A 25,917-nucleotide genomic window follows, 5' to 3' on the forward strand; every position below is an offset into this window, starting at 1 on the left:
CTCAGCGCTGCCCCTGCAGGCGGCGCCACAGCAGCCGCGGTGCGCGCCAGAGCATGCCGAAGAACAGGCGGGTATGCATGCGGCTGATGCGCACGTTGTCGCGCCACACATCGAAGTGCGACACGCCATCGGACGGATAGGTCACGCGCGTGGCCAGGTGCTCGACCGGCAGCCGGCGCCAGTACAGGCGCACCATTACTTCGGTATCGAAATCCATGCGCCGGCCGATGGTCTCTTCACCGATCAGGCGCAGCACCGGCGGCAGCGGATACACGCGGAAGCCGCACATGGTGTCGCGCAGGTGCAGCGACAGCGTGTTGATCCAGACCCAGACGTGGGTGGCGTAGCGGCCATACAGGCGTGCCTTGGGAACACTGGCGTCGTAGGCCGGAATGCCGCAGATCACCGCGTCGGGATGCACACGCGCGGCCTCGATGAAGCGTGGCAGATCAGCGGTATCGTGCTGGCCGTCTGCGTCGATCTGCAGCACGTGGCTGTAGCCACGCGCGCCGGCTTCAGCAAAACCGGCCAGCATCGCCCCACCCTTGCCCTGGTTGGCGTCCAGGCGCAGCAGGTCGACGCCCTGGCGCTGTGCCAGCGTACGCAGCACCGCCGCGCACGCGTCATGCGAGCCATCGTCGACCAGCAGGCAAGGCAGGCCAGCGGCCTGCACACCGTCGACCACCGCCACGATGGCGTGCTCGTGGTCGTAGACGGGAATCACTACCAGTGGCGCGAACGCGGCACCGGCAACGGCCGGGTCAGTCCGCATCGGCGAAAACCACCTTGCCGCTGGCATGCACACCGTGGCTGGAGGTATAGCGGAAGGCCAGCACGTTGCGTGCGGCATCCCAGTCCAGCTGCAGGGTCAACTCATCGCCGGGGCGGGCCACATGCTGGAACTTCACCGCGTCCATGCGCAGGAACGCCCGCGGCATCGCAAATGCCTGGCGGCCGAAACGCATCGCCCAGTCCAACTGCGCCACACCGGGCAGGATCGCCGCCTGCGGGAAGTGGCCCTGGAACGGCCGCAGCGCCGGGTCGAGGGTCATGCGCAGCGTGGCGCTGGCGGCGTCGCGGCGGTCCCAGACCGGCACCGGCATCAGTGGCTGGAACAGCGTCGCCAAGGCCGCCTGGGTCACCTTGCCCTGCGCGTTGATCGGCAACGCCTGCACCAGGCGCCAACGGCGCGGCCGGGTCACCGCGTCATGCGCATGCGCCAGGCGCGCGCCCAGGCGTTGGCCCAGCGCACGGCGCGCGGCGTCGCCGCCCTCCAGCAGCGCCGGATCGGCCGGAACCACCACGGCGGCCAGCTGCTCGCGCTGCCCGGGCAGCACCAGCACGCGCACGTCATCCACTTCGGTGTCTTCGCGCAGCGCGCGTTCCAGCGCATCCAGCGAGACGCGGCGCTCTTCGATCTTGACGATGCGGTCGGCGCGGCCCAGCAGCCGGAAACGGCCATCGGCCAAAGCTTCCACGCGGTCCTGGGTGCGCCACCAGCCGGGGGTTTCCAGATGCGCCGAGGCCACCGCCAGGCAGCCGTCGTCGATCCGCCACTGCACACCCGGCAGCGGCTGCCACGGCGGCAGGTCGGTGTCCCAGCGGCGCCAGGCGATGCCGCCGGTTTCGCTGCTGCCATAGACCTCGGTCGGAGCCACGCCCAACCACTGCCGCACCTGTCGCGCCGCGTCCTCCGGCAGCGGGCCACCGGAGGAGAACACCGCGCGCAGGCGGCCATGCAGGCTGGCCCAGTCGAGCTGCTCGGGCAGGCGCTTGAGATGGGCCGGCGTCGCCACCAGCACCGTGTCGGTACCGGCCAGCGCGCCCACCAGGTCTTCGTGGAAGAACCGGCGCGGATGGATCAGGCGGCCGGCAGCCAGCGGCCACAGCACCCGGAACAGCAGCCCGTAGATGTGCTGGTGGGACACCGTGCCGTGCACCTGCGCGCCATCCAGCTGCGCACCGAACGCGGCCTGCAGCGCTTCCACCTCGCGCGCCAGCTGGTCCAGGCGTTTGCCGATCGCACTGGGCTGGCCGGTGCTGCCGGAGGTGAACACGCACAGCTCGCAGGCGCGCTCGTCCAGCGCCTGCAGTTCGTCGTCCAGTGCGGCGTCCAGCGCCGCCAGCGGGCGGTAGTCGGCCGACACGTCGCCCGCGAAACCGCTCACCTGCGGCTGCAGCGCCTGCAGCGTGGCCGGCAGGTTGTCAGCGGCCAGGAACACCCGCTTGCCGGCATGCCAGGCGCCGAACAGCGCCGCAGCGAAGGCCACGGCGTCATCGAAATACAGGGCCCAGTCGCGGCCTTCGGCCGCCGCAAAGGCGGCGCGCCAGCCCAGCACGCGCTGGCGGAAGCAGGCGTGGTCAACCATGTCTCCGTCGCACAGGCCGACGCTGCGCTGCGGCCGCGCCTCCAGCAGCAGCCGGTCCAGGGCAATCCACTCAGCCATGCGCGTGCGCCGCCTTCACCCGCCGCCGCACCAGCCACTCACCTGCGAACAACACGCCCATCATCACGTACGCCAACAATCCGTTGTAGAGCATCCAGGCCCGGTCCGACGCGTACAGCGCGGTCAGCAGGGCCAGGCTGCCGTTGAGAACGAAGAAGCCGCACCACACCTGGGTGACGCGGCGGGTATAGGCCACCGCGAACGGGGGCAGGTCCGGCTCCTGCAGCCGCGCCAGGCGCTCCACCAACGGCGGCCCGAAGCGCAGGCTGGTGCCGAACACCGCCAGCATCACCGCATTGACCAGCGCCGGGTACAGCTTCAGCGGCAGGGCCTGGTTGAGCACGGTGGCCAGCACCGCCAGCAGGCCGGTGCCGGCGGCGGCGGCCCACCACAACGGCTGGCGCGTGCTCAGCGCACGCAGCAGGGCCAGGGTGAACAGCAGCAGCGACAGCCAGCGCGGCTCGAAGCGGCCCATCGCCAGGTACACCAGCAGCGGGTAGGCAAGCGAAATCGCTGCCACCACGACGGTACGTGCGCGAGCCATGGCGAAGCCGCCGGCGCTGCGGTCAGGCGGCTGCCTGGTCCGGCAGCAGTCCATGCACGACATCAACGATGTCCTGCACGGTGCGCACGGCCTTGAACGCTTCCGGCTGCAGGTTGCGGCCGAGCAGTGGCTTGAGCTGCACGATCAGGTCGACCGCATCGATGCTGTCGATGTCCAGGTCGTCGTAGAGCCGGGCCTCGGGGGTGATCCGGGCGGTTTCAATCTCGAAGCTGTCGGTCAGGATGCTGACGATGCGTTCGAACAGTTCATTCTTGGTCATGGCAATTCCTGGCGCCGTTACGACTGGCGGGCGGCGACGAACTCGCCGAGCGCGCGCACGCTGGAGAAATGGCGACGGGTTTCTTCCGAATCGGCCGACAGGCTGACACCGTACTTCTTCTGCAGTGCCAGGCCCAGCTCCAGCGCGTCGATCGAATCCAGGCCGAGGCCCTCGACGAACAGCGGCGCGGTCGGATCGATGTCCTCCGGCGTGATGTCCTCCAGCGAAAGGGAGGAAATGATCAATTCCTTGATCTCGTGCTCAAGTGCTTGCACGGGGCGGATCTCCAGACAGGTCGAAATAACGAGAAAGGTGCTCGGTGACGCGGCGTGCTGCCAAGGCATCCCCCCTTGGCGAGTCGTCATCGGCCAGGAAGGGCGCGATCGGGATATCTTCGCCGATCTGCAGCCGAACGTGAAAGCGACGTGAGGGGACACGATACCACTTCTGCCCCTTGGTCAACGTGGGCGGGGTGCAGGTGATCCGCACCGGGGTGATGTCCAGCCGGCCACGGACGGCGATGTTGGCGGCCCCGCGCTGCAGCCGCGGCGGCTGGCCCGGCACGCTGCGGGTGCCTTCGGGGAAGATCACCAGGGTGCCGCCGGCGTGCACCGCGGCCACGCAGTCATCGACCAGGCCCGCCCCGTCGTCGTTGGCGATGTAGCCGGCCGCCCGCACCGGCCCGCGCATGAACGGGTTGCAGGCCACGGCCCGCTTCACCACGCAGTCGGCGTTGGGCAGCAGCGAGATCAGGCAGACCACATCGATCAGGGTCGGATGATTGGCCAGCACCAGCAGGCCGTCGCGCTGCAGGCGCTCACCGCCCTCGATCTGGTAGGTCATCACCCCCAGCGCACGCATCAGGCGCAGGTGGCTGGCAAAGGCGACCTGGACCACGCGGCGGGCGCGGCGGCGGCGGACCACCGGGTCGCGCATCAGCAGCAGCACCGGCATCACCAGCACGCCCAGCAGCAGGCCGCCCACGCCGAACGCGGCAAAGCTCAGGCCGGTGCCGAGCACCCGCCAGGCGTGATCGAGGCGGCGCAGCGCCTCAGCCACGGCGTCCCCAGCGCCAGCGCTGGCCCTGGGCCACATGTTCCAGCGCCGGCGCGCCGGACAGCAGGAAGCGGTGCAGGTCCAGCGCGTGCGGCAGTGCGCCCGGGGCGGTGGCAGTGGCCTCCGGCGCCGCCTCCCACTGCAGGGAGAGGGTCGGCTGGCCCGGCACCGGCGCCGTCAAACGCCAACACCAGGCAAAGAACGGGTCGGGTTCGTCGGCGAACGTCGAGTAAATCTCTGGAAGGCGCGACTCATACACCACCACCCGCACTTCGCGGGCGCCATCGGCGAGCAGACCGGCCGCTTCCAGGCAGGCGGTCTCGACCGTGGCCTGGCCGGCGGCCAGCGCCAGGTAGTTGCCACGGTGGCCGCGCGCGATCGAGTACAACGCAGCGATCGCGTTGTGCACCGACAGGCCGAACCCCGTCGGTGACAAGGGCTGATCGCTGGCCAGCGCCCCCAGCAGCTCCATCGAACGGGCCACGTCGCCGTGGCGGCTGGCGAACACCAGCGGCACCTGGCTGTCCGCCCCCTGCCCATCCTCGCACCAGCAGGCAGCCTGGATCGCCATCCGGCCCAGCCGCTCGATGCGGCGGCGCTGCATTGCCGGGATCTCGGCCAGCGCCGGCGTGTCTTCGCCAACCGGCAGATACGGCGCATCGGCCCAGCCCAGCCACTGGCTACGCTCGCTCAGGCCGGGCGCCCAGGCAGCCCAGTCGACGATGGAGAATTCGATCATTTAGCGAAGGTGCTTCAACGGGAGAACGATAGGCACGAGCCATTACGGCGACGCGCGGCGGCCCCCCAGTCCTGCAGCCGTGCGTCCGTCCAGGACGTCGCCGGCTGCCCCCCTGGCTGCCGGAAAGGAGCGCACGCTAGCACGTCCTGCACGGGGTGTGCAGGTTTCACATTCCCCAACACGGGAGCCGGCACCGGCGGCCCCCGCGTCAATCAATCAGTGGTAACCGGTATCGGCGTGCACCTTGCCGCGGAATACCCGGTACGACCACGCGGTATAGCCGAGGATGACCGGCAGCAGAACGACCAGCCCGACCAGGGTAAAGCCCAGCGAGGAGGCCGGCGCGGCGGCCTGCCACAGGGTCATCGACGGTGGCAGCAGGTAGGGCCACATGCCCAGCACCAGGCCGAGGAAACCGAGCACGAACAGGGCCAGGCTGAGCAGGAACGGCGGCAGGTCGCGGCGCGGATGGGTCGCGCTGCGCCACAGCGCGGCGGCTACCGCCAGGGTCAGCAGCGGCACCGGCGACAGCCACCAGAAGTTGCCGTCGCTGAACCAGCGCGACATCAGCCGCGAATCGAGGAACGGCAGCCAGCTGCTGACCAGGCCCATCGCCGCGATCACCGCCACCACCAGCGGCCGGGTCATCTGCCGCGCCAGCGCCTGCACGCGCCCTTCGGTCTTCAGGATCAGCCAGGTGCTGCCCAGCAGCGCATAGCCGGCCACCAGCGCGGCACCGGTCAGCATCGCGAACGGGCTGAACCAGGCGAACGGCCCGCCCTGGTAGGCGCCGTCCACCAGCGGGATGCCCTGCACCAGCGTGCCCAGGATCACGCCCTGGGCGAACGTCGCCAGCAGCGAACCGAGGCCGAACGCCACGCTCCACAGCCGGCGTGACCGATGTGCCTTGAAGCGGAATTCAAAGGCCACGCCACGGAACACCAACGCCACCACCAGCACCAGCACCGGCAGGTACAGCGCCGACAACAGCACCGCATAGGCCTTGGGGAAGGCCGCCAGCAGGCCGGCACCACCCAGCACCAGCCAGGTCTCGTTGCCGTCCCAGATCGGCGCGGCGGTGTTCATCATCAGGTCCAGCTGCTCCTCGTCCTCGGCGAAGGGGGCCAGGATGCCGATGCCAAGCACGAAGCCGTCCAGCACCACGTACATCAGCACGCCGAAGCCGATCACCGCGAACCACGCCACCGGCAGCCAGGTCATCAGGTCCATGTCAGCGCTCCTCCAGCGGTTCGTCGGCTGCCGACAGCGGGCGCGCCGGGGTGTGGCTGCCGTGGTCCAGCGACGGCCCTTCGGCGTAGGGCTGCGGTCCGTGGCGCAGGATCTTCACCAGGTACCAGATGCCCCAGCCGAACACGAAGGCGTAGCCGACCACGTAGACGCCCAGCGACAGCGCCGTCATCCACGCGCTCTGCGGGCCAACCGCATCGGCGGTGCGCAGCACGCCGTACACCACCCACGGCTGGCGCCCCATCTCGGTGACGAACCAACCGGACAGCAGCGCGACGAAGCCACTCGGCAGCATCCAGTTCCATCCGCGCAGCAGCCACGGTGAATCCAGCAGCTTCCTGCGCCACAGCTGGAACGCTGACACCCAGGCCAACAGCAGCATCAGCGTGCCCAGCCCGACCATGATGCGGAAGGCAAAGAACACCGGCGTCACCGGCGGCCGCTCGCTGGCCGGTACCGAGGTCAGCGGGTCGAAGGTGCCATCCAGCGAGTGGGTGAGGATCACGCTGCCCAGCTTCGGGATGGCCACTTCGAAATCGTTGCGCTCTTCCTTCTCGTTGGGCAGCGCGAACACCACCAGCGGTACGCCCTCGCCTTCCTTGGTTTCATGCCAGTGCGCTTCCATCGCCGCGATCTTCATCGGCTGGTGCTTGAGCGTGTTCAGGCCATGCATGTCGCCGACGAAGATCTGCACCGGCACGGTCAATGCCGCGAACGCCACCGCTGCGATCAGCATGCGACGTCCCGCTTCCACGTGCGTGCCCTTGCGCAGGTACCACGCACCGACGCCACCGATCACGAAGCAGGTGGTGATGAACGAGCCCAGTGCCATGTGCGCCAGGCGATAGGGGAACGAGGGGTTGAACACCACCTGCCACCAGTCCACCGGATGCACGATGCCGTTGACCATCTCGTAGCCGGCCGGCGTGTGCAGCCAGCTGTTGGACGACAGGATCCAGAACGTGGAGAACAGCGTGCCCAGCGCCACCATGCAGGTGGACAGGAAATGCAGGCGCGGCGAGACCCGGCCCCAGCCGAACATCATCACGCCGAGGAAGCTGGCTTCCAGGAAGAACGCGGTCAGCACCTCGTAGGTCAGCAGCGGGCCGATGACCGTACCGGCCACCTCGCTCAGCCGCGGCCAGTTGGTGCCGAACTGGAAGGCCATGACGATGCCACTGACCACGCCCATGCCGAACGACACCGCGAAGATCTTCTGCCAGAAGAAGTACAGCTCGCGCCACACGGGCAACTTGGTGCGCAGCCAGCGCCATTCGATGAAGGCCAGCCAGCTGGCCGTGCCAATGGTGAAGGCAGGGAACAGCACGTGGAAACTGATGACGAATCCGAACTGGATCCGGGACAACAACAACGCGTCCAAGGGACGCCTCCTGCCTGCGACCGGTGGGATACCAGACCACTTTAGGAGGATTTCGTTAAGACGGGATGCGACCGGGTGACGCGCTGCTTCACTTTGTCGCAGGGGTCAACCGTTCTGGTAGCTGCCAACCCTGGTTGGCACACACGCCCAAACGCCGACCCAGGTCGGCATCTACCCACCGCGATTGGAGCGGCCCACCGCCCGGCGGGTGCCTCAGTGCCAGAAATACCAGGCCGCTGCAGCCAGCAGTGCGCCAAACAACAGCACCTGCACCACCACATAGCCCACGCCACTGTCGCGCGACTCAGCGGCAATGCGCTTCTGCAGCGCCTCGCTCACATCCGGCGTTGCTTCCTGCTGCACCTGCTCACGCAACGCCTGCGCCAGCGCGCGCTTTTCCGCATCGCGAGGGTCGGTCGATTGAGTCACAGCAGCTCTCCGGCGGTGGCATGCCGCGTCAGTTCCTGCTTCAGGACCTGGCGCGCGCGGTGCAGGTGGCTCTTGATGGTACCGCGCGCCAGCCCGGTCACCTGCTCGATCTCGGCCAGATCGAAATCCTCCAGGTAATGCAGGCCGACGATCAGGCGCTGCGGCGCGCTCAGCCGTTCCAGTGCCGCGCCGAGCTGGCGCCCGGCCTGCAGCGCCTCGCTCAACTCGGCGGGCCCGGGGCCTTCATCGCCGATCCCCAGTTCCTCCGGCACCTCCACCGCCACCATCCATTGCGCCTCCAGCCGCCGCCGGCGCAGGTGCTGCAGCGCCGTGGTGTAAGCGACCCGGGAAACCCAGGTGCGCAGCGAGGATTCAAAACGGAACCGGTGCAGCTGGCGGAACACGGCAAGGAAGGTTTCCTGCAGCAGGTCGGCAACCTGGTCGCGGTCGCCGACCATGCGTCCGATCACATGCGCGCAGGTGCGCTGGTGGGTCTCCACCAGCTGCGCGAAGGCCGACTGCGAGCCATCGATGATGGCTCGCACCAGGGCCTGGTCCGCGTCCAGCGCTTTGGCGGGGGCCGCCGTCGCCGCCCTATCCTCGCGGCGACGCCCCCGCAATGCGGCCAGTGCTCCGCCCAGCAGGCTCATGCGCGGGGCGCCCCCTGTGCCCGTGGCATATTCCGGCTCAGCCCTTGCGTGCCGCAGGGCGGGTGAAGTGCCAGGCCAGCAGCTGGCCGAGGCCGGCACTACCGACCAGCGCGGCAGCGGCACCAAAGGTCAGGTCACGGGCACCGATGGCTTCCAGCAGGGCCATGGCCAGGGCCAGGCAGACCAGGCTGATGCCCCAGCGCAGCGCCCCCTGGCGGCGGCGCTCTTCTTCCAGCACGGCCAGCGAGCGGATCACTTCCTCCGGCACGTGCGGGGCCACCAGCTTGCTGCGCGCGCGCGCATCGGCAATGGCATGGATCGCGTAGGCGATGCAGATGAAGAGGGTGATCGGAATGAGTTCCTGCATGGTCGGGCTCCTGTTCGATGGATGATGCGGGTTCAGGAGAATGGATGCGCGACCACGGCAACCGGTTGCACCACTTTGCCAATCCCGCTGCCATGACCTGTGGCCCCTGCCCCGGGCCGGGGCGGCTGGTACCCTTGGCCGGTTTCCTCTTCTGGTGCCGTCCGCCCATGTCCCGAGTGCTGCCCCTGTCCCTCCTGCTGTCGGCCGTGCTGGCCGCACCGGCTGCGCATGCTGCGCCGACGCCGATCACCATCGAACAGGCGATGGCCGACCCGGACTGGATCGGTCCGCCGGTCGAGAAAGCCTGGTGGTCGTGGAACAGCCAGCAGGTGGAATACCAGCTCAAGCGCAACGGCAGCCCGGTGCGCGACACCTTCCGCCAGCCGGTGGCCGGCGGCGTGGCCGCGCAGGTGGCTGATGACCAGCGCGGCACCCTGGACGTGGCCGATCCGGTCTACGACCGCAGCCGCAGCCGCAGCGCCTTCGTGCGCAATGGCGATGTGTTCGTGCGCGACCTGCGCAGCGGCGCGCTGACCCAGCTCACCCGCAGCAACGAGCGCGCGGGCAACGTGAACTTTGCCGCCGACAACGGCGTGATCTGGCGCGTCGGCCAGAACTGGTTCCACTGGACCGCCGCCAGCGGCGTGCAGCAGGTGGCCAGCCTGAAGGCCGAGAAGGACCCGCGCACGCCGCCGAAGGCCGACGTGCTGCGCGACCAGCAGCTGCGCACGCTGGAAACCCTGCGCCGCGACCGCGAGCAGCGCGAGGCATTGAAGGACCAGGACCAGCGCTGGCGCCAGGCCGACCCGACCCGCGCACCGGGCCCGGTCTACCTGGGCGCCGACGTCGAGATCGGTGACAGCGTGCTGTCGCCGGACCTCACCCACCTGATCGTGGTGACCAAGCCGAAGGACTTCGACGACGGCCGCACCAGCAAGATGCCGCTGTACGTGACCGAATCGGGATACGAGGAAACCGAGGACACCCGCACCCGCGTCGGCCGCAACGGCTTCGAACCGCACACCCTGTGGTACGTGGACGTGCGTACCGGCAAGGCCGAAAAGCTCTCGCTGGCCAGCCTGCCGGGCATCAGCACCGACCCGCTGGCCGAACTGCGCCGCAAGGCCGGCAAGGACGCGCTGAAGGGCGAGCGCAGCGTGCAGGTGATGAGCGACTTCATGGGCGGCGGCATCCGCTGGAGCGCCGACGGCCAGCAGGCCGCGGTGATGCTGCGTGCCAACGACAACAAGGACCGCTGGATCATCAGCGTCAATGCCGCCGACGGCCGCGTGCAGAACCGCCACCGCCTGACCGACAACGCCTGGATCAACTGGGGCTTCAACGATTTCGGCTGGATGGCCGATGGCCGCACGCTGTGGCTGCTGTCCGAGGAATCGGGCTTCTCGCACCTGTACACCCAGGCCGGCACCGCCAAGCCGCAGGCGCTGACCAGCGGCAAGTGGGAAACCTCGGCGCCGGTGCCGTCGGCCGATGGCAAGGGCTTCTACTTCCTGTGCAACCAGCAGGCCCCGCATGACTACGAAGTCTGCGCGGTCGACACCGGCAGCCGCCAGGTGCGCGAGCTGACCAGCCTCAACGGCGTGGAGGATTTCTCGCTGTCGCCGGATGGCCAGCAGCTGCTGGTGCGTTACTCCGGTGCCTACCTGCCGCCGCAGCTGGCGGTGCTGCCCAGTGCCGGTGGCCAGGCGCGCGTGCTGACCGACACCCGCACCGCCGACTACAAGGCACGCCACTGGGTCCAGCCGAAGCTGGTGGCAGTGCCGTCCAGGCACGGTGCCGGCGTGGTCTGGGCCAAGTACTACGAGCCGGAAAACAAGGAACCGGGGAAGAAGTACCCGATCGTGATGTTCGTGCATGGCGCCGGCTACCTGCAGAACGTGCACCAGCGCTACCCGGCCTACTTCCGCGAGCAGATGTTCCACAACCTGCTGGTGCAGAAGGGCTACATCGTGCTGGACATGGACTACCGCGGCAGCGAGGGCTACGGCCGCGACTGGCGCACGGCCATCTACCGCAACATGGGCCACCCGGAACTGGAAGACTACAAGGACGGCCTGGACTGGCTGGTCGACACCCAGCAGGGTGACCGCGACCACGCCGGCATCTACGGTGGTTCCTATGGCGGCTTCATGACCTTCATGGCGCTGTTCCGTGCGCCGGGCACCTTCAAGGCCGGCGCCGCGCTGCGCCCGGTGGTCGACTGGCACAACTACAACCACGGCTACACCAGCAACATCCTCAACACCCCGGACATCGACCCGGAGGCGTACCGCGTGTCCTCGCCGATCGAGTACGCGCAGAACCTGCAGGACAACCTGCTGATCGCCCACGGCATGATGGATGACAACGTGTTCTTCCAGGATTCGGTGAACCTGACCCAGCGCCTGATCGAGCTGCACAAGGACAACTGGTCGATCGCCCCGTACCCGCTGGAACGCCACGGCTACGTGCGCGCCGATTCCTGGCTGGACCAGTACAAGCGCATCCTCAAGCTGTTCGAGCAGAACCTGAAGTGAGCAACGCCGCGGCCACGATCCGGATCGTGGCCGCGGTCATCCTGGATGACCGCGGCCGGGCGCTGCTGGTGCGCAAGCACGGTGCCCGCCGCTTCATCCAGCCCGGTGGCAAGCCCGAACCCGGCGAAGCACCGCTGCAGGCGCTGGCCCGCGAGCTGGACGAAGAACTGGGCGTGCAGCTGCGCGCCGATGCCGCCATCGCGCTGGGCACGTTCGAGGACTGGGCGGTGAACGAGCCCGGCCACCGCGTGCAGGCACAGGCGTGGTGGGTGCAGGTGGACGGTACGCCGCAGGCGCGCGCCGAAATTGCCGAACTGGCCTGGGTATCGCTGCAACCACCGCATGGCCTGCCCTTGGCACCCTTGAGCGAACACCATATCCTGCCGGCGGTCGCCACCCGGGTGACGGCCCGCTGAGCAGGCGGGCGCCGACTGCAAGGACATCGGATGTCAATGTCGATCCCGTCGATCCCCTCGCCGCCGTCCCCGGCCTATCACGCCTGGGTGCGCCCGGTGGCACAGGCCTCGTTCTGGCTGTCACTGCTGCTGACGGTCTACTTCGTGCTGCAGGGACTGGTGCTGTGGCCGCTGCACCAGCTAGCGCTGTGGCGCCTGGTGGAAAGCGAAGTGCAGCACCAGCAGCTGCACAGCCTGGTCTGGCTGCTGGCGCATCCGGTCGCCGCGTCAATGGTCGTCGCGTTGTTGTGCCTGGCCTCGACCGTATCCAGCTGGGGCCTGCTGCGTGAACGTCGCTGGGGCCTGTGGAGCTTCGTGGTACTGCTGCTGCTGAGTGCCCTGACCAACTTCGCAGCCGCCTGGTGGCTGGACCTGTTCATGGGCGACTTCATTCCGCTGCTGGCCGATGACCCGGCCCTGCTGCAGGAGCTGCAGCTGAAACGCTGGCTGATCACGCTGACCGTGGTCGGCATGTCGTTCGTGCTTCTCGGCCTGCAGGGCTGGCTGGCCTGGCGCCTGCTGCGCCCCGACCTGCGCGCGCGCTTCCGCTGAGTTCTGCCGGGTGTGGGCCAGGGCCTCCGGCAGCACCCGGCGTTTTGCCTTTGATCGTCAAGGAGTCGACATGCTCTCACTCGCACCGTACCGCCACTGGCTGGCCTGGGCGTTGCTGCTGGCCACGCCGGTGGCCGCGGCACAGGCACCGCAATGCGGCCTGTTCAAGGCCGACGAAGGCAGCAGCACGCTGCGCGTCAGCTCATCCAACCGTGGCGAGCAGAAGCACTTCGGCAGCGCTCCGACCCCGGTCGCGTTCCAGCAGATCGAAGGCAAGCTGCAGCTGGTGAATCTGGAATATGGCCTGCCCAGCGCGCTGCAGGTGCGCGACCGTGGCCGCACCCTCGAGCTGGACGGCACGGTCTACACCCTGCAGGCCCCTGCACAGTGCGCCGCAGCCGCTGCGCCGGCTGCGGGCAGCTGCCTGGCCGATGCGGCGGCCTGCCTGGACAACCGCCACGAGGCGACCCCGACCGTGCTGGCAGCGGCGTGCCGGGAAGGCGTGCCCGGCATGTGCCTGCAGCTGGCCGATCGCTGGCATGACGAGGCCAGGGCGCCGGCCACGCCGGATGAGGCGCAGCAACAGGCCCTCCTCGATACCGCACTGGCCGGCATCGAACTGCCTGTGCCGTGCCGGAATGGCGGCTTCAGCAACGAGACACCGGCCTGTGCAGCGGCGCTGGAAGCGGATCCGGCGCTGCAGGAGCAGATCGTCAAGGCCGCGATGGGTGCGGCGATGGTCGAAGCCGTGAGCTCCGTGCTGTCACCCTCCACGCCGGTAGTGGTGCCGGCCGTGCAGCGCCAGCAGCTGTTGCAGTTGTGCCAGCAGGTCGGCCATGGCGGCTTCTGCAGCCGCGTGGCCGAGCTCTCGTGGGAATCCGGCGACCCCTTGCAGGCGGTGCAGGCACTGACCACAGCGTGCGCGCCCGGCAAGGACAGCGCCGCCTGCGAGCGCCTGCCTGCATTGCAGGCGCTGGGCGCCTCGTTGCGACCGCAGCCGGCTACGGCGCTGCCCTGCGGCACCTTCCGCGCCGCAGGTGGCCTGATGGATACGCTGGACTTCGGCGATGCAGGACGGGTCGGCATCGGCTGGGACAGCCAGCTGCGTGCTCGTGTCGAAGACGGCGACATCCGCATCCGCCACGACAAGGGCGGCGACTTCGTGCTGCGGCCGTTGCCCGGGGGCCAGCTGCTGGGCCTGGACACGTGGACACGCTTCCAGGTGTTCGTGCCGACCGGCGAGGGCGCGAGCACCTGCAGCCCGCCGAAACACTACACGGTGCTGCCGCTGCCGCAGGACTGCCCGCAGGCGCTGGCCAGCGGCGGTGCCGAAGCCTGCTGCGCGCAGGGCAAGCTGCAGGGCTGCAACATTCTTGGCAACCGTCTTGCGCTGTCCGGCCAATGGCGACAGGCGGCAGAGCACTACACCACCGTGTGCCGTGCCGGCGTGCGCGAGGGCTGCGAAAACCTGGTCGCAGCGCAGGGCCGCAGCAGCGACGTCGACGCCCATGCGACGCTGGAGCGGCTGTGTGCCGCCGACCGCAGCGGGCGCCACGTCGCCTGCGACGTGCTGGACACCGGAAACTGGAGCGCCCTGGAGCTGGGCCGCGTCCTGCAGGAGGCGGTGGACGAAGCGACGGCCGAGGACACTCCGGCGCCGCGCGCTTCCAACCGCAAGCGCTGAGCCTGCCAGGGCCTGTCCGCAGCGTTGGCCGGGCCCTGCGGTAAAGTACGCGCCATGAACGAATTCGAGCGCGTTCGCGCCTACCTCACCGAGCTGCAGGACCGCATCTGTGCGGCGATCGAGGCCGTCGATGGCCGGGCCCGCTTCCAGGAAGACCTGTGGCAGCGTGCAGAGGGCGGTGGCGGGCGTACCCGCGTGCTGCGCGACGGTGCGGTGTTCGAGCAGGCCGGCATCGGCTTCTCCGACGTGGCTGGCAGCCGCCTGCCGCCGTCGGCCTCGGCCAACCGCCCGGAACTGGCGGGCGCCTCCTGGCGCGCCACCGGCGTGTCGCTGGTGTTCCACCCGCTCAACCCGTACGTGCCGACCACCCATGCCAACGTGCGCTTCTTCCAGGCGCAGCGCGACGGTGAAGTGGTGGCCAGCTGGTTCGGCGGCGGCTTCGACCTGACCCCGTTCTACCCGTTCGACGAGGACGTGCAGCACTGGCACCGGGTCGCACGCGATCTGTGTGCGCCGTTCGGCGACGAACGCTACGCCGCGCACAAGCGCTGGTGTGACGAGTACTTCTTCCTGCGCCACCGCAACGAAACGCGCGGCGTCGGCGGCCTGTTCTTCGACGACCTGCACGGCGACTTCGAGCGCGATTTCGATTATCTGCGCGCGGTCGGCAATGGCTTCCTCGACGCCTACCTGCCGATCGTGCAGCAGCGCAAGGACACACCCCACGGCGAACGCGAACGCGAGTTCCAGCTGTACCGCCGCGGCCGCTACGTGGAATTCAACCTGGTCTACGACCGCGGCACCCTGTTCGGGCTGCAGAGCGGTGGCCGCAGCGAAAGCATCCTGATGAGCCTGCCGCCGCGGGTGCGCTGGGAATACGGCTTCTCGCCCGAACCCGGCAGCCCCGAATCGCGCCTGGCCGACTACCTGGTGCCGCGCGACTGGCTCTGAGGGGTGTCCTCGCGCGGGGCGTGGGCTCGGCGCTGGTCAGCTGCCCTTCCGCGCGATGATGGTGATGTGCCCTGTCGTCTCCAGCAGGGCAATCTGCACATCTTCAATCTGCAGCCCGCCCTGCTGGCGCAGCGCGGCATCGAAGTCGGCGCGGCTGATCAGCTCGCGGCGAAGTACCGCCTCGAACAGGCGACCATCGCGCGCGATTACGGTGGGTTCTCCTTCGATCAACCGCTCCATGCGCCGATTCCGGGTGGTGAGCCAGCCCACCCCGTAGTTCAGCAGGATCAGGGTCGCCGCCAGCAGCAGGCCGCCGCCCAGCGAGGTATCCGTGCCCAGCAGCGCGTTCTGCACCGCGTTGCCCAGCAGCACGATCAGCAGCACTTCGAACGGCGTGATCTGCCCCAGAGCCCGCTTGCCGCCCAGCCGGACCATGCCCAGCACCACGACGTAGACCACCACCGCGCGCAGGATGAATTCCCACCACGGCATGGCCAGGGCGAACAGGTCGGGCATGGTCTTCCCCTGCGGAACGGTGGCCCAGCCTAGCACCTGGGGTCAGATCCCTTTGCCCCATCAGCGCCCGGGGTATGCCATCGGCACAAATAAAAAGCCCCGCTGACCAGGGGGAGGTCAACGGGGCCGGGGAACGGGCACTTGGGGAGGAGTCCCCGTTCCGAGATCTGCTCCAGGGGATGGGAGAGATCCACAACAGGCATTGCGCCTGTCGGGAGTTATAGAAGCACTCCGAACACTAACGGTTCGTGAAGGGGCCCCATTTAATGAAATTCAATCGGGGCAACATTCATGGTCGAGTCAGAAACCCCCGACTCATGAACAAATTCACGTCGTTTTCGGCCCGGAATGCGGTCAGTGCGCTTCATCCCAGTTGCTGCCGACGCCCGTGTCGACCACCAGCGGCACCCGCAGTTTGGCCGCTTGCGACATGCGTTCCACCACCTGCAAGCGCAAGTCTTCGACGAAACTGCTTTCGGTTTCGAACACCAGTTCATCGTGCACCTGCAGGATCATCCGTGCCGGTGCCCCGCTGTCGCGCAGCCACTGGTCCACATCCACCATCGCGCGCTTGATGATGTCGGCGGCTGTGCCCTGCATCGGCGCGTTGATCGCGGCGCGCTCGGCCCCGGCACGCAGGCCCTGGTTGCGGGCGTGGATGTCGTTCAGGTACAGGCGGCGGCCGAACAGGGTTTCCACATAGCCCTGGTCGCGGGCCTGCTGGCGCATCCGTTCCATGAAGTCGCGCACGCCCGGGTAGCGGCTGAAGTACAGCGCCACGTAATCCTGCGCCTGGCCGCGGTCGATGCCCAGGTTGCGGGCCAGGCCGAAGGCGCTCATGCCGTACATCAGGCCGAAGTTGATCGCCTTGGCGGCGCGGCGCTCGTTCGGGGTCACCTCCTCCAGCGTGCGCCCGAACACCTCGGCGGCGGTGGCACGGTGCACGTCGGCGCCCTGCTCGAAGGCGCGCACCAGGCCCGGGTCCTCGGACAGGTGCGCCATGATCCTCAGCTCGATCTGCGAATAGTCGGCGGCCAGCAGCTGGCAGCCCTCCGGGGCGATGAACGCGCGGCGGATGCGACGACCGTCCTCGGTGCGGATCGGGATGTTCTGCAGGTTCGGGTCCGACGAGGACAGGCGGCCGGTAGCGGCGCCGGACTGGTGGTAGCTGGTGTGCACCCGGCCGGTGTCCGGATTGACCATCTCCGGCAGCTTGTCGGTGTAGGTGCTGCGCAGCTTGGCCAATCCGCGGTAGTCGAGGATCACCCGCGGCAGTTCATGCTGGTCGGCAATCGCCTCCAGCGCCTCTTCGTTGGTGCTGGGCTGGCCCTTCGGGGTCTTCACCACCGCCGGCAGCTTCAGCTCGTCGAACAGCACCGCCTGCAACTGCTTGGGCGAATCCAGGTTGAAGCTGCGGCCGGCCAGCTCGGTGGCCTTCTGCTGCGCGGCCAGCATGCGCGAGGACAGGTCCTGGCTCTGCCGGCGCAGTTCGTCGGTGTCGATCCGCACGCCATTGGCTTCGATACTGGCCAGCACCGGCACCAGCGGCATCTCGATGTCGCGGTACACGCTGTCCAGCGCCGACTCGGCCAGCAGCTGCGGCTGCAGCGCGCGATGCAGGCGCAGGGTGATGTCGGCGTCTTCGGCCGCATAGCGGCTGGCTTCGTCGATGCCCACCTGCGAGAACGGGATCTGCTTGGCGCCCTTGCCGGCCACGTCCTCGAACTTGATGGTGCTGTAGCCCAGGTAACGCAGGGCCAGCGAATCCATGTCGTGGCGGGTGGCGGTGGAGTTGAGCACGAAGCTCTCGAGCATGGTGTCGTCGTGGTAGCCCCGCACGTCCACGCCGTGGCGGCGCAGCACATGCAGGTCGTACTTGCCATGCTGGCCCAGCTTCTTCTTCGCCGGGTCCTGCAGCGCCGGGCGCAGTGCGTCCAGCACCTGCTGCATCGGCAGCTGGGCCGGCGCACCCGGGTAATCGTGGCCGACCGGAATGTAGGCCGCCCTGCCCGGCTCGACCGCCAGGCTGATGCCGACCAGGCGCGCGCGCATCGCATCCAGTGCGTCGGTCTCGGTGTCGAAGCTGATCAGGTCGGCCTGCTGCAGGCGTTCGACCCAGGCCTGCAGCTGCTCGGCGGTCAGAACGGTCTCGTATTCACCCGGCGCGGACAGTGCCGGATCCAGCGTGCCGGCGGCGGGCGCCTCGACGCTGCCACGTGCGAAGCCGGCCGCGGTACCGCGCAGGCTCGGGGTGGCCTCGCTGGCCGCTGCCGGCGCCGGCACAGGCGCACCCAGTTCCTTCAGCGCCTGGGTGAAGCCGTAGCGCGTATACAGTTCGGTCAGCTCCGGCACGTCCTGCTCGCGCAGCGCCAGCGTGGTCGGGCTGGCCTCCAGTTCCACATCGGTGCGGATGGTCACCAGCTCGCGGTTCAGCGGCAGGCGCTCCAGCGCGGCGCGCAGGTTCTCGCCGATCTTGCCCTTCATGGTCGGCGCGGCCGCCATCACCCCGTCCAGGTGCTGGTACTCGGCCAGCCACTTGGCAGCGGTCTTCGGCCCGCACTTCTCCACGCCCGGCACGTTGTCGACCGCGTCGCCCATCAGCGCCAGCAGGTCGACGATCTGATCGGCGCGCACGCCGAACTTGTCCATCACCGCCGCGTCGGAATCCATGCGGCTGCCGGTCATGGTGTTGACCAGCTCGATGCCCGGGCGCACCAGCTGGGCGAAGTCCTTGTCCCCGGTGGAGATGGTCACCTTCAGGTCCTGCGCCAGGCCCTGCAGCGCCAGCGTGCCGATCACATCGTCGGCTTCCACGCCGGGGATGCGCAGGATGCTGATGCCCAGCGCTTCGACGATGCGGCACATCGGCTCGACCTGGCTGCGCAGCTCATCGGGCATCGGCGGGCGGTTGGCCTTGTACTGGTCGTACAGGTCATCACGGAAGGTCTTGCCGGGCGCATCGACCACGAACGCGACGTAGGCCGGGCGCTCCTTCAGCGTCGAACGCAGCATGTTGACCACGCCGAACAGCGCGCCGGTGGGCTCACCCTGTGCATTGGACAGGGGCGGCAGCGCGTGGAACGCGCGGTACAGGTAACTGGACCCGTCGATCAGGACTAATCTGCTCATGCGCCGATTCTACGCGCCCGTGCCTGCACCGCGACGACACGGCACGCACCTGGCGATGGGGCATAATCAGGGCTCTCTCCAGGCAAAGGCCCCCGCCGATGAAGACCCTGATGCTGGCTTCCCTGCTCCTGCTCCTGCTCGCTGGCTGCGCCAGCATGGGTGGCGCAGGTGCTCCCCCGGTGGACGTCAAGGGCGCCGATGTCTCCAAGCGCACCATGGACAACGGCGATGTCATCGAGGAATACCGTGTGTCCGGCCAGCTGCGCATGGTCAAGGTGACGCCGTCGCGCGGTGCCCCGTTCTACATGTACGACAAGAACGGCGATGGCCGATTCGACAACGACAAGGACGGCGTGTCGCCGGTGTACTGGAAGCTGTACAGCTGGTGAGGTGACCGGGGTTGTGACCGGGGTCGGATCCCTTTCCACAGGAAAGGGCTCTGACCCCCTCGAAGCCATCGGCACGGCCGCCGATCCCCCCACAAAAAAAGCAACGCCGGCGCGCATCCTGCGGCCGGCGTCGGGTCCCCTCCCCGGGAACGCTTGAATCTGCGGGTGTGGATCAGCGGATGACCAGCACCGGCAGCGTGCTGCGCGCCAGCACCTCGGCAGTCTGGCTGCCCAGAAGTACCCGGGTCACGCCCCGGCGGCCGTGCGAGGTCATCACGATCAGGTCGCTGTTGCGCTCTGCCGCCGTCTCGATGATGCCGTCGGCCGCGTAGCGGTCCAGCACGTGCACCGGGTTGGCGGTGATGCCCTGCTCGGCGGCCTTGGCCAGCGCCGGCTGCAGCACCTTCTGCGCGCCTTCCTCGCGGTCAGCCTTGTATTCCGGGCTGTTCATGTAGCCCACGCTCCAGCCCATGGCGTCGTACATGCCGACGGCCCACGGCTCGGAGACAGTCACGATATCGACCTCGGCATTGAGGTCCTTGGCCAGTTCCAGGCCCTTGGCCAGGCCCTTGTCGGCCAGCTCGGAGCCGTCGGTGGCAATCAGGATGCGCTTGTACATGGTGGGGCTCCGTGGCGGTCTGCCAGATGGGAACGCCACCATTGCACACCGGATGTGCAGGCGGCGCCTTGAGCAGGATCAATCCGGCGCCGTGCAGCGGCCTGTGCGCACTACCGGCTTGCGTACTCACTGACCGCGGCGCATGCTGACCCAGCGGTATCGGGCCGCCCCGGGAGAACGTTGATGCAGGACAGCAAGCCGACATCACAAAGCACCCTCAGGATCATCCTGTGGAGCCTCGCCGCCATCTTCGCCCTGTTCTGCGGCGGCTATTACCTGGGCAAGGATCTTGCCCAGCGCGACAACGCCCGGCAGTCAGCCGGCCGATAACCTGGTTCTGTAGAGCCGAGCCCATGCTCGGCTCCACAATTGAACGTCTCAGGCGATCTGCACCACGCGTGCGTTCTGGCACAGCGGATAGCTGCCCACGAATTCGGCAATCGCATCGCGCATCGCCTCGAACGATTGGCCGTACATGTACAGCGCGGTCTCGCTCGGGCCCTGCCACCAGCTGCAGATCTCACCCAGGCCATCAATGCGCTCGGACAGCTGCTCGAACACGTGGTTGGAGTCGCACTGTTCGTAGACGTCGTCCGGCAGGTTCAGGCCATCCAGGTAGATGCCCAGGCCCTCGGTCACGCCGAAACTACGGTCGGCCTCACCAGCCCCCTGCAGCTGCGAACCCTTCGGTGCACCCAGCTGTTCCAGCAGGTCGATCAGCTTGGGCACGCCATCGGCATCGACCAGCGCCACTTCGATATCGCCGTATTCCACCTCACCCAGGTCGGACATCGCCGTGCCGCCGCCGGTGATCTCGCCGACATTGGCCGCCTGCAGCAGCGCATCGAGTGGGTCCTCGAACAGTTCGTGGCGATGTTCGGGCTGCAGCCGGGCATTCAACGTCACGGTGACGTGCAGCGCGGGTTCGGTCATGGGAGCGTTCCTGAAAGAAGTGCCGCCTATTGTAGAGCCGAGCCCATGCTCGGCTGCTTCTGGCCGGAAAAGCAGCCGAGCATGGGCTCGGCTCTACAACAGCCTGTCAACGCAGGAACGGCGTGACCTTGCGCTTCAGCAGTTCCACCAGCACCGGGTCCATGTACTCGTAGTCATCCGGAATATCCAGGCAGATCACCCGCTTGCCGTTCAGCCATGCCTTGTAGCGGCTGGACAGCCGGTTGCGGTGGGCGCGCTCCATCACGAACACGATATCCGCCCACTGCAGCAGCTCGGGGCTGAGCACTTCCTCGGCATCGGCCAGCAGCCCGGCCGAGGCGGTCTCGATGCCCGGCCAACCGGCGAATACCTGCTCGGCCGTCGGGCTGCGCAGGCGGTTCTGACTGCAGAGGAAGAGCACGTTGCGGGTCATGCCCGCAGCGTATCGGGGTCGGACTCCTTTTTCCAACGGAAAGGGGCTCTGACCCCACTCAGGTACATTCGGTCAAGTTGCATGGCGGGAAAACACTCGAAAGGCCATCATGGGTTTTTCCACCGCCCGGATTCCCATGATTACCAAGGATGACCTGTTAACGACGTTCGGAGAGGTGGCCGAAATCTACGGCTGCTACTTCTGCAAGTACGTAGTCGCGACGTACGTACTCTATTGCTGCGTGAGGAATGCCAAGGGACATGACCTCGCGATCGCGTCCAAGAATGTCGATGATCCGGAATTCGCCGCCAGCGTTGTACTGAACGCACCGCACCATCTTTCACATGATGGGCCAACGATCTTCGAGATTCCTTCCAACGCCTATGGGTTCACTCATGCGATGGCGGTTCCCAGCACCTATCACGGACTTCTGAATCGGATCGAGAAGCGCACGGGGCTGTTCCTGTGCCTGCCGATCTTCCGGTGTGAGTTCAACGGCAACGAATCAGCAGAGGACTTCAAGTGGTCCACACATCACATCGTTGACGTCAACAACTGGCATAGGACCAAGCAGCCGAAGATCAGCGTGTACTTCGACAATCCCCGCACTGGTGGCGGCACGGACAAGGACGGTGCCATTGTGAGTCTGGAGACATTGATAGCGGAGATCGACAACGTTAGCGGAGTGAGCAACGGCTTCATCGAGATCACCAACTACCGTGGCGAGGTGATCGAGGCACTGTCGCCGGCGGAAGACCACTACGTGCTGATCCGCAACCGCCAGGATGAAGAAGCGATGGACCGCGCCGGGTTGGTGGCAGCCGTGGAGACATTCACCATCGGCTGACAGCCGACCGCTGTTGTAGAGCCGAGCCCATGCTCGGCTGCTCTTTCCCGCCAGAAGCAGCCGAGCATGGGCTCGGCTCTACAGGAATTCCCGCCCCCCGACGGTGATCAGATCACCGTCAGGTTGGCGTAGGCCATCACCAGCCACTTGCTGCCGGCGTCGGCGAATTCGACCTGCACGCGGGCGTGCGCGCCGCTGCCTTCGTAGTCGGTCACCATGCCTTCGCCGAACTTGGGATGGGTGACCAGTGCGCCGAGCTTGAGCGGCGGCGCCTCGATCGAGGCATGGCCCATCACCCGGCTGGCGCCCATCGAGGCCGGCCGCGAGACCTGCACCTTCGGACGCACTTCGTGCAGCAGCTCGCGCGGAATCTCGCGCAGGAAGCGCGACGGCAGGCTGTAGTTGTCCTGGCCGTGGATGCGGCGCGATTCGGCGTAGCTCAGCACCAGCTTCTGGCGCGCGCGGGTGATGCCGACGTAGGCCAGGCGGCGCTCTTCTTCCAATCGCCCGCTTTCCTCCAGCGAACGTGCGCTGGGGAACAGGCCTTCTTCCAGGCCGGCCAGGAACACCAGCGGGAATTCCAGGCCCTTGGCCGAATGCAGGGTCATCAGCTGCACACCGTCCTCGCCGGCCTGCGCCTGGCCCTCGCCGGCCTCCAGCGCGGCATAGGCCAGGAACGCGACCAGCTCGTCCATGTCCTCGCCCACTTCCTCGATGTCGTCGGCGCGGCGCACGAAGCGCGAGGCGACCGAGACCAATTCGTCGAGGTTGTCGGTGCGCGATTCCGAATCCAGCGAATTGCGGCTTTCCTTGCTCCAGTGCTCGCGCAGCTGCGAGCGGGCCAGCACGTGGTCCACGCGCTCGGCCAGGGTCATGTGCACGGTCTGCGCCTGCAGCTCGTTGACCAGTCCCAGGAAGCCGGCCAGTGCATTGCGCGCGCGCGCGGCCAGCGCGTTGCCCTGGGTGACCAGCATCGTTGCTTCCCACAGCGAGATGCCCTGCGCGCGCGCCTCGCGGCGCACTTCGTCCAGCGTGCGGTCGCCGATGCCACGCGTCGGCGTGTTGACCGCGCGCTCGAAGGCGGCGTCATCGTTGCGGTTGGACAGCAGGCGCAGGTAGGCCAGCGCGTCCTTGATTTCGGCACGCTCGAAGAAGCGCATGCCGCCATACACGCGGTACGGCACCTGCTCGCTCAGCAGCGCTTCTTCCAGCGCGCGCGACTGCGCGTTGCTGCGATAGAGCACGGCCACTTCGGTGTAACTGCCACCGTCGCGCACCCACTGGCGGGCGCGCTCGACGATGTAGCGCGCCTCGTCCATCTCGTTGTACGCGGCGTACAGGTCGATCGGCTCGCCGTCACCGCTGTCGGTCCACAGCTGCTTGCCGATGCGATCCGGGTTGTGCGCGATCACCGCATTGGCGGCGCCGAGGATGTTGGCGGTGGAGCGGTAGTTCTGCTCCAGGCGGATGGTCTGCGCGCCCGGGAAATCGCGCAGGAAGCCCTGCACGTTCTCGACCTTGGCGCCGCGCCAGCCGTAGATGGCCTGGTCATCGTCGCCGACCACGAACACGTGGCCGGAATCGCCGGCCAGCACGCGCACGAAGGCGTACTGGATGGCATTGGTGTCCTGGAACTCGTCCACCAGGATCTCGCGGAAGCGGGCGCGGTAGTGCGCCAGCAGCGCCGGGTTGTCGCGCAGCAGTTCATGCGCGCGCAGCAGCAGCTCGGCGAAGTCGACCAGGCCGGCGCGGTCGCAGCGCGCCTGGTACTCGATGTAGGCCTGGCGCATGGTTTCCAGCCACGCGTCGTGCGGTTCGGGCTGGATGTGCTGCGGGCGGCGGCCTTCGTCCTTCTGCGCGTTGATCCACCACGCGATCTGCTTGGGCGGGTACTTGCCGTCGTCCAGCTCCAGCGCCTGCACCACGCGCTTGACCAGCCGCAGCTGGTCGTCCGAATCCATCACCTGGAAGCCTTCGGGCAGCTTGGCGTCCTGCCAGTGCAGGCGCAGCAGGCGGTTGGCCAGGCCGTGGAAGGTGCCGATCCACATGCCACGGCTGCCGTTGGGCAGCTGTGCGTCGATGCGGTGGCGCATTTCGCCGGCCGCCTTGTTGGTGAAGGTCACCGCGAAAATGCCGTGGGTCGGCACGCCGTCGACTTCATGCAGCCAGGCGATGCGGTGGGTGAGTACGCGGGTCTTGCCGGAACCGGCACCGGCCAGCACCAGGTGGTGGCCGGGGGGAGCGGAGACGGCTTCGCGCTGGGCCGGGTTCAGGCCATCAAGCAGGTGGGAGACATCCATGCCCCCATTTTACGGCATCGCCGTCGCGGCTCCTGCGACCACCTGGGTGGCCAGTGCCTGCGCCTGCTGACGCAGTTCAGGCACCGCCAGGCTTTCCCACAGGCTGCCGATGCGCAGGCTGCCGAGTACGCCCAGCCGTGCCTGCGGCTGGCCTCCCTCGGTGCGCAGGCGGTCGCCCGGCACCGTGCTGTCCAGGCCCAGCCCATGCGGGCCGGGGCGGGCCAGGCCATCGGCCTGCAGCTGCTGCAGCAGCGGGTTGCGCAGCGCACTAGCGCGGGTTTCCACGCCGGTAGCGTTGATCACCCCGCTGATCGTCCATTGCTGTTCATTGCCGGTGGCATCGCGACCCGACAGCCGCAGGGCATCGCCTTCGCGGCCGACGCGTTGCAGGCGGGACCGATGGATGCGCAGTTGGCCGCTGTCCTGCAGGGACTGCAGCTGCGCATCCACCTCTTCGGCGATGCGGTGGCGATGCACGTCCCAGTAGCGCACCACATGGCGCAGGAAGCGGCGCTGGTCGGCCGCGTCGAGGCTGCACCACAGCGCCTGCCCGTGCGGACGGATGCGGTCCATCACGCCCTGCCACGGCAGGCCGTCGGCCTGCGCCTGGCGCGCGAACCCGCGCAACGCGCGCAGGCGCTGGCGCAGGCTCATCGGCAGCAGCGCAGCCGGGTCGAACGCGGGCAGGCCGCCATGCGCATGCGGCAACGGCAGCAGCCCATGGCGCGAGATCACGTGCAGCGGGCCGGTGTGGCCGGCGGCAACCAGCGCCAGCACGGTGTCGGCCATGCTCAGGCCGGAGCCGACAATGGCCACGGCCTGCTCACCGGCCAGGGTGCGTACGCCGTCGTAGTCCCAGGCCTCGATCACGTCATCGGCAGGCAGCGCATCGGCACCGGCCACCGGCAGCGGACGCATGCTGTTGCCAGTGGCCAGCACCGCCTGTGTGGCGTGCAGCGTCTGGCCATCGCCCAGCAGCAGCCGGTAACCATGGTCATCCGGCTGCAGGCCCAGCACCGGCTGCGCGATCACCTGCAGCTGCGCCGGGCTGGCTGCGGCAGCCTCCTGCAGGCGCTGCTGCAGGTAGGCCGCAAAGTAGTGGCGGCATACGTAACGCTCGCCCAGCAACTCGCGCGCCTCGCCCGGGTAGGCGTTGGCGGCCATCAGGTAGTCGAGGAAATCGCCGGGCTGGTCGGCAAACGCACTCATCTTCGCCGCCGGCACGTTCAGCAGGTGCTCCGGCCACGGCGTGGCATAGGCGATGCCCTGCGCCAGCTGCGAAGCCGGCTCGAAGATGGCCAGCGCCAGCGGCGCCTGGGCCTGGCGCAGTACCTGGATCGCCACCAGCACCCCGGCCGCACCACCACCGATGATTGCCAGGTCCAGTTCGCCCTTACGCGGTGAATCAGTCATGCGCCGATTGTAGGCCAT

At 68.0% G+C, this 25,917-nt stretch carries 27 protein-coding genes; 8 read left to right on the forward strand and 19 right to left on the reverse strand.

Annotation, left to right across the window (positions count from 1 at the left end):
- Window position 1: 1 nt before the first annotated feature.
- The 12 genes from ACMGRF_RS17785 to ACMGRF_RS17840 all read right to left on the reverse strand — a co-directional run bounded on the left by ACMGRF_RS17785 (window position 2) and on the right by ACMGRF_RS17840 (window position 9,141).
- Window positions 2–772: a glycosyltransferase family 2 protein gene (locus ACMGRF_RS17785; protein ID WP_099485698.1), complete on the reverse strand. Its 771-nt coding sequence runs from the start codon at window positions 770–772 to the stop codon at window positions 2–4.
- The gene (locus ACMGRF_RS17790; RefSeq protein ID WP_099485695.1) at window positions 762–2,447 is read right to left on the reverse strand and encodes an AMP-binding protein; all 1,686 of its coding nucleotides are present in this window, start codon (window positions 2,445–2,447) and stop codon (window positions 762–764) included. The genes ACMGRF_RS17785 and ACMGRF_RS17790 overlap by 11 nt, the downstream gene beginning before the upstream one ends.
- Entirely contained in the window at window positions 2,440–2,991 is a 552-nt protein-coding gene (locus ACMGRF_RS17795) for a membrane protein (RefSeq protein WP_049416044.1), read from the reverse strand. The genes ACMGRF_RS17790 and ACMGRF_RS17795 overlap by 8 nt, the downstream gene beginning before the upstream one ends.
- A gap of 22 nt (window positions 2,992–3,013) precedes the next feature.
- Entirely contained in the window at window positions 3,014–3,271 is a 258-nt protein-coding gene (locus ACMGRF_RS17800; protein ID WP_005411609.1) for an acyl carrier protein, read from the reverse strand.
- A gap of 17 nt (window positions 3,272–3,288) precedes the next feature.
- Window positions 3,289–3,546 carry a phosphopantetheine-binding protein gene (locus ACMGRF_RS17805; protein ID WP_005411610.1) on the reverse strand — a complete coding sequence of 86 codons (258 nt, stop codon included), beginning with the start codon at window positions 3,544–3,546 and terminating at the stop codon, window positions 3,289–3,291.
- Window positions 3,533–4,330, reverse strand: a complete 798-nt coding sequence (locus ACMGRF_RS17810; protein ID WP_049416042.1) for a lysophospholipid acyltransferase family protein — start codon at window positions 4,328–4,330, stop codon at window positions 3,533–3,535. The genes ACMGRF_RS17805 and ACMGRF_RS17810 overlap by 14 nt, the downstream gene beginning before the upstream one ends.
- Window positions 4,323–5,066 (reverse strand): beta-ketoacyl synthase chain length factor, encoded by a 744-nt coding sequence (locus ACMGRF_RS17815; RefSeq protein WP_111096669.1) that lies wholly within the window; start codon window positions 5,064–5,066, stop codon window positions 4,323–4,325. Before ACMGRF_RS17815 ends, ACMGRF_RS17810 begins: the two co-directional genes overlap by 8 nt.
- A 216-nt stretch (window positions 5,067–5,282) precedes the next feature.
- Window positions 5,283–6,296 (reverse strand): cytochrome d ubiquinol oxidase subunit II, encoded by a 1,014-nt coding sequence (gene cydB / locus ACMGRF_RS17820; RefSeq protein WP_414485443.1) that lies wholly within the window; start codon window positions 6,294–6,296, stop codon window positions 5,283–5,285.
- A gap of 1 nt (window position 6,297) precedes the next feature.
- Window positions 6,298–7,695, reverse strand: coding sequence for a cytochrome ubiquinol oxidase subunit I (locus ACMGRF_RS17825; protein WP_414485444.1), 1,398 nt, complete (start codon window positions 7,693–7,695; stop codon window positions 6,298–6,300).
- Window positions 7,696–7,908: 213 nt separating this feature from the next.
- The gene (locus ACMGRF_RS17830; protein ID WP_049415989.1) at window positions 7,909–8,124 is read right to left on the reverse strand and encodes a hypothetical protein; all 216 of its coding nucleotides are present in this window, start codon (window positions 8,122–8,124) and stop codon (window positions 7,909–7,911) included.
- Complete coding sequence (locus ACMGRF_RS17835) at window positions 8,121–8,774, reverse strand: RNA polymerase sigma factor (protein WP_049438275.1); 654 nt, start codon at window positions 8,772–8,774, stop codon at window positions 8,121–8,123. Before ACMGRF_RS17835 ends, ACMGRF_RS17830 begins: the two co-directional genes overlap by 4 nt.
- A 37-nt stretch (window positions 8,775–8,811) precedes the next feature.
- Window positions 8,812–9,141 (reverse strand): hypothetical protein, encoded by a 330-nt coding sequence (locus tag ACMGRF_RS17840; RefSeq protein WP_005414880.1) that lies wholly within the window; start codon window positions 9,139–9,141, stop codon window positions 8,812–8,814.
- Between the two features lie 167 nt (window positions 9,142–9,308).
- On the opposite strand from ACMGRF_RS17840, the gene ACMGRF_RS17845 reads away from it, so the two are divergent.
- The 5 genes from ACMGRF_RS17845 (at window position 9,309) to hemF (ending at window position 15,320) form a co-directional block, all read left to right on the forward strand.
- A complete protein-coding gene (locus tag ACMGRF_RS17845; protein WP_414485445.1) occupies window positions 9,309–11,678 on the forward strand; it encodes a prolyl oligopeptidase family serine peptidase in 2,370 nt (789 codons plus the stop codon).
- Window positions 11,675–12,094, forward strand: coding sequence for an NUDIX hydrolase (locus ACMGRF_RS17850; protein WP_049438277.1), 420 nt, complete (start codon window positions 11,675–11,677; stop codon window positions 12,092–12,094). Before ACMGRF_RS17845 ends, ACMGRF_RS17850 begins: the two co-directional genes overlap by 4 nt.
- A gap of 30 nt (window positions 12,095–12,124) precedes the next feature.
- A complete protein-coding gene (locus ACMGRF_RS17855) occupies window positions 12,125–12,685 on the forward strand; it encodes a hypothetical protein (protein WP_099494926.1) in 561 nt (186 codons plus the stop codon).
- A gap of 70 nt (window positions 12,686–12,755) precedes the next feature.
- On the forward strand, window positions 12,756–14,369 hold the full coding sequence (locus tag ACMGRF_RS17860) for a hypothetical protein (RefSeq protein WP_164283095.1): 1,614 nt from the start codon (window positions 12,756–12,758) through the stop codon (window positions 14,367–14,369).
- A gap of 54 nt (window positions 14,370–14,423) precedes the next feature.
- Window positions 14,424–15,320 carry an oxygen-dependent coproporphyrinogen oxidase gene (gene hemF / locus ACMGRF_RS17865; protein WP_099494924.1) on the forward strand — a complete coding sequence of 299 codons (897 nt, stop codon included), beginning with the start codon at window positions 14,424–14,426 and terminating at the stop codon, window positions 15,318–15,320.
- A 36-nt stretch (window positions 15,321–15,356) separates the two neighbouring features.
- Here the strand turns inward: hemF and ACMGRF_RS17870 are convergent, their stop codons facing one another.
- The gene (locus tag ACMGRF_RS17870) at window positions 15,357–15,836 is read right to left on the reverse strand and encodes a DUF421 domain-containing protein (RefSeq protein ID WP_414485446.1); all 480 of its coding nucleotides are present in this window, start codon (window positions 15,834–15,836) and stop codon (window positions 15,357–15,359) included.
- 354 nt (window positions 15,837–16,190) lie between these two features.
- On the reverse strand, window positions 16,191–18,965 hold the full coding sequence (gene polA, locus ACMGRF_RS17875; protein WP_134709179.1) for a DNA polymerase I: 2,775 nt from the start codon (window positions 18,963–18,965) through the stop codon (window positions 16,191–16,193).
- A gap of 98 nt (window positions 18,966–19,063) precedes the next feature.
- Between polA and ACMGRF_RS17880 the strand changes: the two genes are divergently transcribed.
- Window positions 19,064–19,354 (forward strand): DUF2782 domain-containing protein, encoded by a 291-nt coding sequence (locus tag ACMGRF_RS17880; protein ID WP_049413173.1) that lies wholly within the window; start codon window positions 19,064–19,066, stop codon window positions 19,352–19,354.
- 172 nt (window positions 19,355–19,526) lie between these two features.
- Here the strand turns inward: ACMGRF_RS17880 and ACMGRF_RS17885 are convergent, their stop codons facing one another.
- Entirely contained in the window at window positions 19,527–19,973 is a 447-nt protein-coding gene (locus ACMGRF_RS17885) for a universal stress protein (RefSeq protein WP_005420335.1), read from the reverse strand.
- Window positions 19,974–20,156: 183 nt separating this feature from the next.
- On the opposite strand from ACMGRF_RS17885, the gene ACMGRF_RS17890 reads away from it, so the two are divergent.
- Window positions 20,157–20,303 (forward strand): hypothetical protein, encoded by a 147-nt coding sequence (locus tag ACMGRF_RS17890; RefSeq protein ID WP_162838146.1) that lies wholly within the window; start codon window positions 20,157–20,159, stop codon window positions 20,301–20,303.
- A 48-nt stretch (window positions 20,304–20,351) separates the two neighbouring features.
- Here ACMGRF_RS17890 and ACMGRF_RS17895 read toward each other — a convergent pair whose 3' ends face one another.
- Window positions 20,352–20,906 (reverse strand): hypothetical protein, encoded by a 555-nt coding sequence (locus ACMGRF_RS17895; protein WP_180880122.1) that lies wholly within the window; start codon window positions 20,904–20,906, stop codon window positions 20,352–20,354.
- Window positions 20,907–21,012: 106 nt separating this feature from the next.
- Window positions 21,013–21,339, reverse strand: a complete 327-nt coding sequence (locus ACMGRF_RS17900; protein ID WP_049415964.1) for a low molecular weight protein tyrosine phosphatase family protein — start codon at window positions 21,337–21,339, stop codon at window positions 21,013–21,015.
- A 109-nt stretch (window positions 21,340–21,448) separates the two neighbouring features.
- Between ACMGRF_RS17900 and ACMGRF_RS17905 the strand changes: the two genes are divergently transcribed.
- Complete coding sequence (locus ACMGRF_RS17905) at window positions 21,449–22,186, forward strand: hypothetical protein (protein WP_049415962.1); 738 nt, start codon at window positions 21,449–21,451, stop codon at window positions 22,184–22,186.
- A gap of 107 nt (window positions 22,187–22,293) precedes the next feature.
- Here the strand turns inward: ACMGRF_RS17905 and uvrD are convergent, their stop codons facing one another.
- A complete protein-coding gene (gene uvrD / locus ACMGRF_RS17910; RefSeq protein ID WP_049438282.1) occupies window positions 22,294–24,486 on the reverse strand; it encodes a DNA helicase II in 2,193 nt (730 codons plus the stop codon).
- A 9-nt stretch (window positions 24,487–24,495) separates the two neighbouring features.
- On the reverse strand, window positions 24,496–25,917 hold the full coding sequence (locus ACMGRF_RS17915) for an FAD/NAD(P)-binding protein (RefSeq protein ID WP_414485447.1): 1,422 nt from the start codon (window positions 25,915–25,917) through the stop codon (window positions 24,496–24,498).

This window comes from Stenotrophomonas sp. EMP41, assembly GCF_047495535.1.
GTDB classification, from domain to species: Bacteria; Pseudomonadota; Gammaproteobacteria; order Xanthomonadales; family Xanthomonadaceae; genus Stenotrophomonas; species Stenotrophomonas sepilia.

Excerpts from the sequence above, each read along its gene's own strand:
- ACMGRF_RS17835 (WP_049438275.1), bottom strand. The coding sequence starts at position 8,774 with ATGAGCCTGCTGGGCGGAGCACTGGCCGCATTGCGGGGGCGTCGCCGC.
- ACMGRF_RS17840 (WP_005414880.1), bottom strand. The coding sequence starts at position 9,141 with ATGCAGGAACTCATTCCGATCACCCTCTTCATCTGCATCGCCTACGCG.
- ACMGRF_RS17860 (WP_164283095.1), top strand. The coding sequence starts at position 12,756 with ATGCTCTCACTCGCACCGTACCGCCACTGGCTGGCCTGGGCGTTGCTG.
- ACMGRF_RS17905 (WP_049415962.1), top strand. The coding sequence starts at position 21,449 with ATGGGTTTTTCCACCGCCCGGATTCCCATGATTACCAAGGATGACCTG.
- ACMGRF_RS17900 (WP_049415964.1), bottom strand. The coding sequence starts at position 21,339 with ATGACCCGCAACGTGCTCTTCCTCTGCAGTCAGAACCGCCTGCGCAGC.
- hemF (WP_099494924.1), top strand. The coding sequence starts at position 14,424 with ATGAACGAATTCGAGCGCGTTCGCGCCTACCTCACCGAGCTGCAGGAC.
- ACMGRF_RS17895 (WP_180880122.1), bottom strand. The coding sequence starts at position 20,906 with ATGACCGAACCCGCGCTGCACGTCACCGTGACGTTGAATGCCCGGCTG.
- ACMGRF_RS17870 (WP_414485446.1), bottom strand. The coding sequence starts at position 15,836 with ATGCCCGACCTGTTCGCCCTGGCCATGCCGTGGTGGGAATTCATCCTG.
- uvrD (WP_049438282.1), bottom strand. The coding sequence starts at position 24,486 with ATGGATGTCTCCCACCTGCTTGATGGCCTGAACCCGGCCCAGCGCGAA.
- ACMGRF_RS17915 (WP_414485447.1), bottom strand. The coding sequence starts at position 25,917 with ATGGCCTACAATCGGCGCATGACTGATTCACCGCGTAAGGGCGAACTG.
- ACMGRF_RS17845 (WP_414485445.1), top strand. The coding sequence starts at position 9,309 with ATGTCCCGAGTGCTGCCCCTGTCCCTCCTGCTGTCGGCCGTGCTGGCC.
- ACMGRF_RS17795 (WP_049416044.1), bottom strand. The coding sequence starts at position 2,991 with ATGGCTCGCGCACGTACCGTCGTGGTGGCAGCGATTTCGCTTGCCTAC.
- ACMGRF_RS17885 (WP_005420335.1), bottom strand. The coding sequence starts at position 19,973 with ATGTACAAGCGCATCCTGATTGCCACCGACGGCTCCGAGCTGGCCGAC.
- ACMGRF_RS17880 (WP_049413173.1), top strand. The coding sequence starts at position 19,064 with ATGAAGACCCTGATGCTGGCTTCCCTGCTCCTGCTCCTGCTCGCTGGC.
- polA (WP_134709179.1), bottom strand. The coding sequence starts at position 18,965 with ATGAGCAGATTAGTCCTGATCGACGGGTCCAGTTACCTGTACCGCGCG.
- ACMGRF_RS17790 (WP_099485695.1), bottom strand. The coding sequence starts at position 2,447 with ATGGCTGAGTGGATTGCCCTGGACCGGCTGCTGCTGGAGGCGCGGCCG.
- ACMGRF_RS17855 (WP_099494926.1), top strand. The coding sequence starts at position 12,125 with ATGTCAATGTCGATCCCGTCGATCCCCTCGCCGCCGTCCCCGGCCTAT.
- ACMGRF_RS17785 (WP_099485698.1), bottom strand. The coding sequence starts at position 772 with ATGCGGACTGACCCGGCCGTTGCCGGTGCCGCGTTCGCGCCACTGGTA.
- ACMGRF_RS17800 (WP_005411609.1), bottom strand. The coding sequence starts at position 3,271 with ATGACCAAGAATGAACTGTTCGAACGCATCGTCAGCATCCTGACCGAC.
- cydB (WP_414485443.1), bottom strand. The coding sequence starts at position 6,296 with ATGGACCTGATGACCTGGCTGCCGGTGGCGTGGTTCGCGGTGATCGGC.
- ACMGRF_RS17815 (WP_111096669.1), bottom strand. The coding sequence starts at position 5,066 with ATGATCGAATTCTCCATCGTCGACTGGGCTGCCTGGGCGCCCGGCCTG.
- ACMGRF_RS17890 (WP_162838146.1), top strand. The coding sequence starts at position 20,157 with ATGCAGGACAGCAAGCCGACATCACAAAGCACCCTCAGGATCATCCTG.